Source organism: Francisella orientalis FNO12, from assembly GCF_001042525.2.
GTDB classification, from domain to species: Bacteria; Pseudomonadota; Gammaproteobacteria; order Francisellales; family Francisellaceae; genus Francisella; species Francisella orientalis.
Genome location: NZ_CP011921.2, coordinates 1,100,910 through 1,113,443, shown reverse-complemented (window position 1 = coordinate 1,113,443; position 12,534 = coordinate 1,100,910). Strand labels below are relative to the sequence as shown.

Genomic DNA, 12,534 nt, shown 5'->3' with positions numbered 1-12,534 from the left:
AAATATTGAAGTTATTATTTATGGTAATTTTATTAGAATTTGAAGGCACACTAACTACATTTATACCTCCAAGATAGAGCTTTTTAGAGTTTTTAGTTGGTTCGTTAGAAAAAGTTGGTACTCCATTATTATCTTTTTCATATATATTAGAGGCAAAACTATAGCTTAGAGCAAGCCAAAAAATGCTAACTAAAAATATCTTATTTTCATTTATTACTTACCTCTATAAACTAGTCTTCTTTCTTTGTTAGTTCTTTTAATATTATTCCAACAACTAAGCTAAGTATTATAAGTCCAAAAATTAGAGTCATTCCAATTTTCATCCAAATAGAGTGATAGTTATTGAGATACACTGTTTGCTCAAGCGATGCATGAGTATCTTTAGGTAGTTCTTTGACAATTACTCCATCTGGGTTGATAATTGCTGTAATACCATTACTTGTAGTTGCAAGAACATATTTGATATTCTCAATAGCTCTTACTTGAGATATCTGTAGCTGCTGTTCACGTGCTATGGAGTCACCAAACCACGAGTCATCACTTATTATAGAAATAAGTCTAGCCCCTTGTAGTTGATCTCTAATTTGCTCAGGATATGCAACTTCATAGCAAATAAAATTAGCAATAGGTGAGCCAAAGGCTGTCATAATGGGTTGAATATTATCACCAGCGTTAAAACTACTAAGACCGACACTATCTACATATCCAAAAAACTTAATTGGAAAGTATTCACCAAATGGAACTAAGTGGTGTTTATTATAAATGCCCTCACCTTTGCCAATAATGATCGAGCTATTATAAATTTTAGTTCCAGCAGTTGATTGATCAGCACTTAAAGATCCTATGAGCATAGCATTATTATTTTTATTTGCTAATTTTGTAAGATTTTTAAAATATTCACTCATGAATTGTCGATAATTAGGGATAGCATTTTCGGGTAATATTATTAAGGAGTCTTTATATTTAGATGCAGCTTGTTGATAGTACTTTTGCATTTTTGCAAAGTTATCACGATCCCATTTAAATCCTTGGACAAAATCGCCCTGGATCAAAACTACTTTTTTAGGTTGATTCGTTTGAGTTTTAGGTTGATTGTATTTAATAAGATAACCACCTAAATATAACGCTACTATAATAGCTACAACACTAATGGTCTTCTTAGTAGAAGTGTTGTCACAGATGAAAAAGACTATTAGACAAGCAATTAAAGCAATTATATAGCTTACTAAATAGACACCACCAATATTTGCATACCAAATTAAAGGCGATTCTGTCTGTGAGTAACCAAGAGAAACCCAAGGAAATCCTCCCCATAGAAGGTTTGCTTTGACAATCTCAAATAGTGTCCACAATGCAGGATAAATTAATAGCTTAGAAAAGTTATTAGCTTTACGTGTGAGAATATGGCTAAAAACACCAAAAGGTATTATATGTAAGAAGCTAAGTAAAATTACTAATGCAATAGCAGCAGATAGTCCAGCAGCTACTGATTCGGTAAATAGATGAATACTTATATATACCCAAGATATACTAGTACCAAAAAAGCCTATTCCAAATAACGTAGATTCGAAAAAAGCGTCACGAATTCTAACTGATCGATTTAATAAATAAAAAAAAGCTACTAAAGCTACAACAGCTAATACATCGATGCGAAATGGAGCAAAAGCCAACGTTAGTAAGGCGCCACTTACTATTTGTGGAGCGATTTTTAGAATAATCTTTTTCATTACTTTTTAAATTTCTCTACTAAAATTTTGATGATTTTTCTATTATCTGCTTCTTGTACTATAAATTTCAAGCCATCAACAACAATACTATCGCCTTTTTCGGGTAATCTTTCTAGAGTCTGAATTATCATCCCTGCGATAGTATCATAATCACCATCATCATCTATCGAGGTTGCAAAATATTCGTTGAAATCTTCTATTGAAGTCGTAGCATCAATTATAAACTTATCATCAACAATTTTTATGATATTTTGACTAGAAATATCAAACTCATCTTCTATATCACCAACAATTTCTTCTAAGACATCTTCAATGGTTATTAACCCAGAAATTGCACCATACTCATCAACAACCATGGCAATATGATTTTGACTATTTTTAAAGTCTTTTAGCATCGCATTAAGTTTCTTTGTTTCCGGTATAAAAATAGCAGGGCGAAGTATAGTTTTTATATCTTCTGCTTCTAATTCTTCATCATCAGAAGATTCAATTTCTTTTTCAAAAATTAGTTTTAATAAGTTTTTTGAATGTAGTATACCTAGTATCTCTGACTTATCTCTACAATAAACTGGCAAACGAGTATGGCTTGAGTTTATAGTTTTTTTTAGGATTTCATTAATTGACATCGACATATCTATAGCAACTATTTTTGTATGAGAAATCATAATGTCACCAACATCTAAAGATGATATTTTTGTAGCACCGATTAGCATATTTTGTGATGTTTTATCAATAACCTCATTATCAGCTGCTCTATTAATAGCATCAATAAGAGCATCTTCGCTTTTTATATTAAAAATGCTTGATGTAAGTCTTTTTATAAAATGATTATTTTCTGCCATTTTAATTCTCTTGTTCAATGTATGGATTGGCTATTCCTAATTCAGCCAGTAACTCAATCTCTAAATTTTCCATTTCCTCAGCTTCTATATCATCAATATGATCATAACCTAGTAAGTGTAATAATCCATGGATAAAAATATGTTGCCAGTGAGCATCTAAATTTTTATTTTGCTCTTTGGCTTCTTTTTTGAGTACTTCTGGAGCTATAACAATATCTCCCCAAAAATTGGCAGCTATATCTTCTGGTAGCCCTTCAGGTTTTTCAAATTCAAAAGAGATAATATTTGTCGGTTTGTCTTTGTGACGGAATTGCTTGTTAATTTGCTGTATTTCTTGATTTGATACAATACTCACATTAACTTCGGCTTGTGAAATATTATGCTTATCAGCTACAATAGCAAAACATTTTTCTAGTAAATCTTGATTAGGTATGGGGTGTTCGTCATCATTGATAACATTTAAATTTAGACTATCCATTTTTATGCTCTTTATAATAATTTGATAATTCAATTAAGTTTTTATCGGGATCTCTAATATAAATAGATTTTATATTTCCTGTAGCGCCTGTTCTATTTACTATTCCTTCTTCTATAGAAATTCTTAATTCATCCAATTTCATTTTAAGATCATTCATATCATTATTAACAATAAAACATAAATCGGCACTTCCTTCTTTTACATTTTGTGCCTTTGGTTCAACTTCATTGCCTAATAAATGTAAATTAATTTTTTGATTGTTAAAAAGCAACGCAACTCTGTCATTATTAAAAATTACTTTTTTCATACCAAGTTTTGTGTAGAAATTAACAGTTTTATTAATATCTTTAACGGTCAATACTAAATGGTCTATTCTATTTATACTAATCATCTTATAATTACCTCTCAAAATTTTCCTCATGCTTGTCATAAGCATTTACAATTTTTTGAACTATTTGGTGGCGTACAATATCAACTGATTTTAAATAACTAATAGCTACACCATCAATATTATCAAGAATTGATAGAGCATGTCTTAAACCAGAAGTTACATTCTTAGGTAAGTCAACCTGAGTTATATCTCCTGTTATGACAGCAGTAGTATTAAAGCCAATTCTTGTTAAAAACATCTTCATTTGCTCTTTAGTAGTGTTTTGACTTTCGTCAAGGACTATAAAAGAATCATTAATAGTTCTTCCACGCATATATGCTAAAGGTGCTATCTCGATGGCTTGTTTTTCTATTAGTTTTGTAACTTTTTCGACACCCATGAAGTCAAACAAAGCATCATACATTGGACGTAAGTAAGGATCAATTTTTTGAGCTAAATCTCCAGGTAGAAAACCGAGCTTTTCACCAGCTTCAACAGCAGGTCGAACAAGTACTATTCTTCTAACTTTACCTCTTTCATAAGCAGATACAGCACAAGCGATTGCCATATATGTCTTACCAGTACCTGCCGGACCAACACCAAATGTAACAAAATTATGTTTGATATTGTCTAAATAAATTGCTTGGTTCTGTGTACGTGCTTTGAGTTTTTTGCTTCGTAATTGAACTTCAGCTTCTTCAACTTTTTTTTGAGCTTTATTACTTGATGCTACCTTTTCTTTTGCTGTAGCATTTAGAATCGTTGTGATTTGCTCTAGATCAAGTTCAGTATTTCCAGCTAAAATTTCAGCATAACATGACTTAATAAATCTTTTTGCTTGAGTATTATTAGCACTTGATTCACTTGTTATCTCAAAATCATCAGCACGGTGTTTAATTTCAACATCAAAATAATTTTCAATTGCGCGAATATTTTCATCAAGGTTACCACAAAGTAGCATCATAACATCGTAATTATAGGGCTTTAGAACAAATTGAGTTTTATTCATAAATTAAATAAACTCTCCTCTAAGAGAGTTTGGTAAGCTTTCTGTTATTTTAACCATAGCAAACTGACCAATCAAAGACTTATCGCCTATGAAATTAACAATTCTATTATTTTCTGTTCTACCAGCTAGAACATTATCATCTTTTTTAGATGTACCTTCAACTAAGATTCTTTGCTCTGTACCAACCATTTGTCTAGAAATGATTTGAGCATTACTGTTTAATAAGTCTTGTAGTCTTTTTAGTCTATCTTTCTTTACTTCCATTGGAGTATCATCTGGTAAGTCTGCAGCAGGAGTGCCAGGACGCTTGCTATATATGAAGCTAAATGACTGATCAAAATTCACATCTTTTACTAGATCCATAAGTTTTTGGAAATCTTCTTCAGTTTCACCTGGGAAACCAACAATGAAATCAGATGAAATAGTAATGTCTGGTCTTATTGCTCTTAATTTTCTAATTTTTTGTTTGAATTCTAGAATTGTATGATTTCTTTTCATATTTATTAGAACTCTATCTGAGCCATGTTGCACCGGTAAATGCAAGTGATTAGCTAGTTCAGGTACACTACCGTAAGCATCGATCAGATTTTGTGAAAACTCAACAGGATGAGAAGTTGTAAATCTAATTCTTTCGATACCATCTATCTCAGCGATGAAGTGAATTAATAATGCTAAATCTGCAGTTTCTCCATTTTCCATTGGACCTAAGTAGTGATTTACATTTTGTCCCAATAAAGTAATTTCTTTAACACCTTGTTCTGCGAGAGCTACACATTCGCCAAGCACATCCTCAAATGGTCTGTTAACCTCTGGACCACGAGTATATGGTACTACACAGTATGAACAGTATTTATCACATCCTTCCATAATTGATACGTATGCTTTAGCACCTCCAGCTTTTGGTTCAGGTAAAAAGTCAAATTTTTCAACTTCTGGGAAAGATATGTCAACTTGAGATTCTTGAGTGCTTTGTTTTCTCTTGATCATCTCAGGTAATCTATGAATAGTTTGAGGACCAAATACTAGATCTACAAATGGAGCTCTTTTGATAATGTTTTCACCTTCTTGAGATGCAACACAGCCACCAACACCAATTACTAAATTTTCTTTTTTCTTTTTAAGATTTCTCCATCTTCCTAACTCATGGAATACTTTTTCTTGGGCTTTTTCTCGAATAGAACATGTATTTATTAATATTATATCTGCTTCTTTATAGTCAGCAGTTTTAACGATATGAAAATGCTCATCTAATACCTCATGCATTTTTTGAGAGTCATATTCATTCATTTGGCAACCTAAAGTTTTTATAAAAACTTTTTTTTGTTCTTTCATTGATCTGAAACCTTTATAATTTTTATGCTGTTATTTAATTTATTCTCTAAATACTAAAAAGTTGTTTATAGTAAAATGCTCGCAAATTCTATCATAAAATTTAACTAAAAGCACGGCAAGTCTCTAGACTAATGATTATCATTAATGCAAAATACTCAGAGTCAATTATTTTATATTTTCATTTGTAATGAAACAAAATCAGTTTACTGAAGATAGTATTTGGCAATACTGTATTGAACATACGAGTAATTTATCAGCCAACCTTAATCTTTTAAATAATTCTACAAAAGAGTCTGTTCATGGTGCTCAGATGTTATCAGAAAAGGTAGTAGCTAAATTATTACAGTTTTTTGTATTTACATCTCAAGCAAAAGTTTGTGTAGATGTTGGCACATTTACAGGAATGTCAGCTATTGCTATGGCTGAAGTATTAGCTAATACAAAAGTGTATACAATTGATAGAGCTAATCAATCAGGTGAAACTATAGCTAAAGAGTTTATAGCAAAGTATCCTAATATCGAGTATTGTAAAGGTAATGCTATTGATATATTACCAACTCTACCAGATCAGATAGATATAGCATTTATTGATGCTGATAAAAAACAAACGCAACAGTATTTTGATATTTTGATTGATAAGCTATCTGATAAAGGAGTTATCATAGTAGATGATATACTTTGGCGTGGTGAGGTGATAGATCCACAAGATAAACGAGCAAAAGCATTAGATGATTTTAATAAATATGTAAGTCAAAGAGATGATTTAGAAACATTAGTTTTACCTATTCGTCATGGGATTAATATTATTAGGAAAAAATATAAAGGGTTTTAATAGTGGCAAAATTATATTTTAGATATTCAGCAATGGATGCAGGTAAAACATTGGATCTCTTAAAAGTAACTTATAATTATGAAGATAGAGGTAGAAAGCCTTTAGTTCTAACTTCAGCAATAGATAAAAGAGCGGGTTTAAATAAAGTTAAATCACGGATAGGTATAGATCAAGATGCTTATTCATTGACGGATCAAGATAACATCTTTGAATTTGTCAAAGACTATAACGAAAAACATAAGGTAGATTGTGTTTTAATTGATGAGATACATTTTTTTACTCAAGAGCAAGTCTGGCAACTTTCTGATATTGCAGATCAGCTAGATATACCAGTTATCTGCTATGGACTACGAACTAACTATTTAGGTCAACCTTTTGAAACTGCAGCTTTATTGCTTGCAATTGCAGACACTTTAGAAGAGGTCAAAACTATCTGTCACTGTGGTAAAAAAGCTAGTTTTAATATGATGGTGCAAAATGGTAAAGCTATAAAAGAGGGTAATCCAATAGTTGTTGATGATAATTCTTTAAAAGATATCGATACTCGATATGTTTCAGTGTGTCGTAAACATTGGAAAAAAGGTGAGTATCAATAAATTTTATTCAATAAGCATTAAAAATATGCTGAGCATTTCTTACGCCTAACTGAGCCGCTTTTTTATAGTAATACATAGCTTTTTCTTTATCGTAAGGTACACTATTTTGCTCTTCATTATAATACAAAGAAGCCAGCTTATAATAAGCAGGGCCATATCCTTTGTCGGCAGCTTCATTGAAGTAGTTAAGAGCTGTTTTATACTCTTTTACATTGTAGTAATATTCGCCAGCATAATACATAGCATAAACATCACCATCTTTTGCTGCTTGTTCTAATTTGTATAATTGTCTGAAGTTGTCTTTTTGAGCAAATATTTGCATTCTTTGGATTTTTTCCTCATAAGTTAGTTGAATTTTATCAACCGAAGTCTTAGGTTTTTTTATTTTGTTTTGTTTCGTTTTCTCTTTTATAGGCTTGTTTGAGCTATCTAATTGTTGTTCTTGGGTATTTATTAATTTTGGAGTTAATGATAATTCTTTAACCTTTATATTTTTAATTGCTGCAAGAGTACTTTGTTTAACCAATTTACTTTCATTGTTATAAAAAAGATAAACAATACCTTCATATTTGTTGCTATTTGCTTTTTCGCCAAAGTCAAACCGTAAAGATGACCTAACATCTATATATTTTGATAATATTAAAAAATCATCAATATAACTATAGTCTAGATTATCATTAGTATTTAATAGCTTCATATTGATAGATGCTTTTAGTGTATCTGAATAAAATTGTTGTAATTGACCTTTATTTACTTTTGAGAGATTTAAATAGATTAATCCATTAAGATTAGTTATTTCTTGTTTTGGTGTTGATAAGACAAATTCAATTTTTTTTCTGTATCTGTTCAACTCTTTTAGCATCTTCTAGCTGCTTTTTACGTAAGTTTTGTTGTATTTCTATACGTTTAAATCTTTCTTTTTCTAGAGTTTTTAATCTTTCTTGTTTAACTAGATTCTCAACTTTTACTATTTCCTTTTTAGCTAGTTCAGCTACCTTAAGATTCGAGCTGTATAATAATGTTTGCCATAGCATTAGAGCCTTATAGTTATCGCCTTTGTCTGTAAAGTTACGGGCTTGAACAATTATCGCTGGTTCATAACCATTAGCAGCAGCTGTTATAATATATTCATCTAGGGTTTTATCATTCTCATTAGGTAATTTACCATCTTTATAAGCTAGATATATTTCATATAATATTTCTGGATCAGTAGTTGATATTAAATTGTTATTAGAATTAATAATATTTGCTAAGTCTACTATTGAGTTCTTATAACCTAAGTCATACGATTTTCTGAAGTATTCTATAGCTTTTTTATTATCCTTATTAACACCTAAACCATCTTTATAAAGAGTTCCTATTTGATAAAAAGCTTGAGGATAATTTAAAGAAGCTGATTTTTTTATAGTACTTATAAGCATCAAAGTAATTTTTTTCAGTTCCAAGTCCATATTGATATGAGTATCCTAAATAGAAAAAGTCTTGAGCAGTAGCTTCATTATTATCAACGATCTCTTTGAGAATACTAAAAGCATTGTTATAACCATTACTATTATGATTTTTGATATCTGTGATAGCAGCATTATATTCTTTGAGAAACTTGTTATGTCTATAATCTAAGTAGCTATTTATGCCGTAGACACCACCACTAATCATAGCTACAATCAGTAGAGCACCAAGAATATTTTTTATATTGGCTTTAATATGAGTAAATTTTTTAGATTTTTTTGAAGAGTTTTCTAATTCAGACATTAATTATTATTTTAAGTAAATATATCCATTCTATGCTATATGATAGCTTTATATTGATTTTAAGACAATTGGAGATTATCTTCTTGCTCATTTTGATTAATAATAAGTTGTTCTTTTTCTTGTTGTATTGTTTGAGGGTCTTCTAAAGAAATTTTACCAAAATGGCCAGCTCTAAAATCATGGATAATATTTGTAGCTGCTTGTTTTACATTGTAGTTGGTTTTTGTGGCAGAAATATCTTTAATTATTTCTTGATGATGCTTTTCTAAGAAATCTTGCTCGGTTATGAAATTATATCGCGATAAGAAATTTTTTGTATTTTTCTGTTTGAGAAAGTCTATAAGATAGTATGCGGTGCCTTCGTAGTCCATAGCTGTATCACGAATAGAGCCTATACTTGCAACTCTAAAACCACTAGCTTCACTTTTAGGACTAGGGAACATAATTCCTGGAGTATCAAAAATCATGAAATTTTTACTAATATCAATACGTTGCTGAAGTTTAGTTACAGCAGGTTCATTTCCTGTTTTAGCAACTTTACGACCAGCGAGCTTATTTATCATTGTTGACTTTCCAACATTAGGTAATCCAAATATAATAGCTCTTGTAGGTTTTAAGACAGTTCCTCTTGATGGACATTTTTTCTGGGCTAACACAAGTATTCTTTTTACTATATTTTTATCTTGTAAAGTATTAACTGCGATAGCACTTCCTTTGTAAAAATCAAGCCACTGTTTAGTTATTTGAGGATCAGCTAGATCACTTTTTGACAAAATTCTTATTATAGGTTTGTCGCAAACAATATCTTCTAAAACATTATTACTACTAGAGTCAGGAATACGTGCATCAACTATTTCAATAGCAATATCAGTGGAAGGCATTTTTTTGCGAAACTCTTTGGTAGCTTTATGCATATGCCCAGGAAACCAATGTAACATTGTGGATAAAAAATATAAATTTAGTTAATATGGAGTGTGATTTTACCCATTGGAGAAACTATATGCAAAGTTATATTATAAAAGGTGCTAAAATTTATGCTAAGAATGGTTTTGACCATAAGGATATTGTAATCAAAAACAATGTTATAAGTGCTATAGATGAAGATATAAAAGCATCTGAATATAATTTGCCTGTAATAGAACTTAGTTTTGATGATTATGTAATTCCTGGATTTATAGATATTCATATACATGGATCAATGGGAGCAGATGTTATGGATGCTGATGTAGATGCTTTACATACAATATCAAAATCATTATATAAGCAAGGCGTTACTAGTTATCTTGCTACAACAATGACAGCTTTAAACGACCATATTTTAAGAGCAATGAATGCAATTAAATCTTATAATTTGCATCAACATATAGAAAGCTCAAAAATTGTTGGAGTTCATTTAGAGGGTCCATTTATCTCTCCAGGTAAAATTGGTGCGCAGAATCCAAATTATTTACAGCATGCAGATGTTGTTAAGATGGCAAGTTGGCATAATGCTTGTAATAATTTAGTCAAGAAAATAACAATTGCTCCAGAAATAGAAAATGCTAAGCAAGTTATAGATTTTTGTAATAATCATAATATTGTCAGTTCGATTGGTCACACAAGCTGTACTATGGCACAAGCTCTAGAAGCTGTAGATCATGGATGTTCGCACGCTACACATTTATTCAATGCAATGAGTCCCATCGATCACCGTAACCCTGGGGCTACTACGGCTTTACTGATGTCAAAAAAAGTTTTGGCAGAATTAATAGTCGATGGTATACATCTTCATCCAGATATGGTCAAGTTTACTTATGAAATCAAAGGTAGTGATAATATTGCTCTAATTACTGATGCAATGTCAGCACAATGTGCCGGAGAGGGTGTATTTGATCTTGGTGGTCAAAAAGTAATTGTTAAAGATGGTCAAGCAAGATTAGAAAATGGTGTGTTAGCAGGAAGTGTGTTAACAATGAATAAGGCTTTAGAAAATTTTATTAAATTTACAAACTGTAGCTTACATGATGCAGTTAAGATGACGAGTACAAATCAAGCTAAATCTCTGGGTTTTAAGAAAGGTGAGATCAAAGTTGGTTATGATGCTGGTTTTGTAGTTTTAGATAAGTATTATCAAATCAAACTGGTTTTTAATTAGAAGATGAATTTTTTAATAATAGATACTTCGAGTAAATACTGTTCTGTGGTGTTATCCGTAAATGGTCAAATATATAACGATACTAGAGAAATTCCTCGTCAACACAATAAATATGTACTAGAAATGATTAAAGGTGTCTTTGATAGTTCTTGTACTGATATCAAGTTGCTAGATTTTATAGCTTATGGTGTTGGACCGGGTAGTTTCGTCGGAGTAAGACTTGCAGCAGCAGTCTCTCAAGGTTTTGCAGTCGGTTTAGATATTCCTGTGGTAGGATTCTCGAGCATGTTTGCGCTAGCCAAAAGTATACCAACAACATCAGAAAAAGTAGCTGTGATTCTCGATGCTAAAATGGGTGATTTTTATTTGGGACTTTATAATTTGCAAATAAATCAAATAATTTCTGAGAATGTTTATAAACTTGAGGAATATTCGAAAGAGCTATATTTAGGTTATGAATTGGTTGGGGAATCTATTACTGAGCTAGAAATAATCAATGAGGATTTTAAGATTGATGTAGGTGATGTTATAGATTATGTCGTTGACAAGTACCAAAAGCAAAAATCAAGTCAAAGTTTAACTCAAGAAACTTTTCCAGTTTACTTGAGGGGGACTAGTCACTGGAAAGCTAAAGGAGAGTGATTTTATGTGTAGATGGTTAATGTACCATGGTGATAAAATTAAAATGAGTGATTTGTTAGTAGATCCTGAGAATTCGCTCATACACCAAAGTATACATTCATCTCAAGGTGCTGTTTCTGTTAATGGAGATGGTTTTGGTATTGGCTGGTATACAAGTTTACATAAAGAACCAGGAGTTTTTAAGGATTCATTACCAGCTTGGAATAATCAAAATTTGATATCTATAGCTAAACATATCAAAAGTAGAAACTTTATGGCACATATTCGGGCAAGTACTATAGCTCCAACATCTCGAGTAAATTCTCATCCATTTGTATTTGATAATCATCTTTTTATGCATAATGGCGCTATAGGTGATTTTGATGATATTCGTCAAGAGATTGAGCAACATATTAAACCACTGTATTTTAAAGCAAGATTTGGATCTACTGATTCAGAAGCTATTTTTCTATTGGCTTTGTCAAATGGTATGGATGATAATCCAACTTCAGCTATAGCTAAATCTATTGAGCAAATAACTAATATCCAAGCTCGAAATGGTCTAAAAGAAAAGGTCAAAGCAAGTATCGCATATTCAAATGGGCATATATCATATTCGCTAAAAATGTCTACCATTGGTAACGAACCATCGTTATACTACATAAGTTATAAAGATATTATAGAAACTCTAAAGCTGTCAAAAAAGCAAAAACTCAAAAATGGATATCTGGTACTATCAGAGCCCCTAGTTGATTCTGACTTGTACACATATATAGACAATTACTCTTGCATTGAGATTAAACATAATGAGTTTAAAGTAGAAAAGTTATAAGGAACTAAA

The 12,534-nt window shown here is 31.1% G+C and carries 12 protein-coding genes and 1 pseudogene; 5 read left to right on the top strand and 8 right to left on the bottom strand.

Annotated elements, in window-relative coordinates; translation table 11 throughout:
• Nucleotides 1-230: 230 nt before the first annotated feature.
• Genes lnt through miaB form a run of 6 tightly spaced genes read right to left on the bottom strand, consistent with a single transcriptional unit; the run spans nucleotide 231 to nucleotide 5,758 of the window.
• Nucleotides 231-1,727 (bottom strand): apolipoprotein N-acyltransferase, encoded by a 1,497-nt coding sequence (gene lnt, locus FNO12_RS05730; RefSeq protein ID WP_014715588.1) that lies wholly within the window; start codon nucleotides 1,725-1,727, stop codon nucleotides 231-233.
• Nucleotides 1,727-2,569, bottom strand: coding sequence for a CorC family transporter (locus FNO12_RS05725; protein ID WP_014715589.1), 843 nt, complete (start codon nucleotides 2,567-2,569; stop codon nucleotides 1,727-1,729). The genes lnt and FNO12_RS05725 overlap by 1 nt, the downstream gene beginning before the upstream one ends.
• A 1-nt stretch (nucleotide 2,570) precedes the next feature.
• Nucleotides 2,571-3,047 (bottom strand): rRNA maturation RNase YbeY, encoded by a 477-nt coding sequence (gene ybeY, locus FNO12_RS05720; RefSeq protein ID WP_014715590.1) that lies wholly within the window; start codon nucleotides 3,045-3,047, stop codon nucleotides 2,571-2,573.
• A complete protein-coding gene (locus tag FNO12_RS05715) occupies nucleotides 3,040-3,438 on the bottom strand; it encodes a VOC family protein (RefSeq protein WP_014715591.1) in 399 nt (132 codons plus the stop codon). Before FNO12_RS05715 ends, ybeY begins: the two co-directional genes overlap by 8 nt.
• Nucleotides 3,439-3,445: 7 nt before the next feature.
• Nucleotides 3,446-4,426 carry a PhoH family protein gene (locus tag FNO12_RS05710; protein ID WP_014715592.1) on the bottom strand — a complete coding sequence of 327 codons (981 nt, stop codon included), beginning with the start codon at nucleotides 4,424-4,426 and terminating at the stop codon, nucleotides 3,446-3,448.
• A gap of 3 nt (nucleotides 4,427-4,429) precedes the next feature.
• Complete coding sequence (miaB, locus tag FNO12_RS05705) at nucleotides 4,430-5,758, bottom strand: tRNA (N6-isopentenyl adenosine(37)-C2)-methylthiotransferase MiaB (protein ID WP_014715593.1); 1,329 nt, start codon at nucleotides 5,756-5,758, stop codon at nucleotides 4,430-4,432.
• 187 nt (nucleotides 5,759-5,945) lie between these two features.
• Here miaB and FNO12_RS05700 point away from each other — a divergent pair, with 187 nt between their 5' ends.
• Nucleotides 5,946-6,590 carry an O-methyltransferase gene (locus FNO12_RS05700; RefSeq protein WP_030005648.1) on the top strand — a complete coding sequence of 215 codons (645 nt, stop codon included), beginning with the start codon at nucleotides 5,946-5,948 and terminating at the stop codon, nucleotides 6,588-6,590.
• 2 nt (nucleotides 6,591-6,592) lie between these two features.
• Nucleotides 6,593-7,186, top strand: coding sequence for a thymidine kinase (locus FNO12_RS05695; RefSeq protein WP_014715595.1), 594 nt, complete (start codon nucleotides 6,593-6,595; stop codon nucleotides 7,184-7,186).
• Between the two features lie 3 nt (nucleotides 7,187-7,189).
• On the opposite strand, the pseudogene FNO12_RS11575 reads toward FNO12_RS05695, so the two are convergent.
• Nucleotides 7,190-8,938 (bottom strand): annotated as a pseudogene (locus FNO12_RS11575) (tetratricopeptide repeat protein).
• Nucleotides 8,939-8,997: 59 nt separating this feature from the next.
• Nucleotides 8,998-9,876 carry a ribosome biogenesis GTPase YlqF gene (gene ylqF, locus FNO12_RS05685; RefSeq protein WP_030005647.1) on the bottom strand — a complete coding sequence of 293 codons (879 nt, stop codon included), beginning with the start codon at nucleotides 9,874-9,876 and terminating at the stop codon, nucleotides 8,998-9,000.
• A gap of 62 nt (nucleotides 9,877-9,938) precedes the next feature.
• On the opposite strand from ylqF, the gene nagA reads away from it, so the two are divergent.
• Genes nagA through FNO12_RS05670 form a run of 3 tightly spaced genes read left to right on the top strand, consistent with a single transcriptional unit; the run spans nucleotide 9,939 to nucleotide 12,525 of the window.
• Nucleotides 9,939-11,072, top strand: coding sequence for an N-acetylglucosamine-6-phosphate deacetylase (gene nagA, locus FNO12_RS05680; RefSeq protein WP_014715599.1), 1,134 nt, complete (start codon nucleotides 9,939-9,941; stop codon nucleotides 11,070-11,072).
• Nucleotides 11,073-11,075: 3 nt separating this feature from the next.
• Nucleotides 11,076-11,714, top strand: a complete 639-nt coding sequence (gene tsaB / locus FNO12_RS05675) for a tRNA (adenosine(37)-N6)-threonylcarbamoyltransferase complex dimerization subunit type 1 TsaB (RefSeq protein WP_014715600.1) — start codon at nucleotides 11,076-11,078, stop codon at nucleotides 11,712-11,714.
• Between the two features lie 4 nt (nucleotides 11,715-11,718).
• Nucleotides 11,719-12,525 (top strand): class II glutamine amidotransferase, encoded by an 807-nt coding sequence (locus tag FNO12_RS05670; RefSeq protein ID WP_014715601.1) that lies wholly within the window; start codon nucleotides 11,719-11,721, stop codon nucleotides 12,523-12,525.
• The last annotated feature ends 9 nt before the right edge of the window (nucleotides 12,526-12,534 follow it).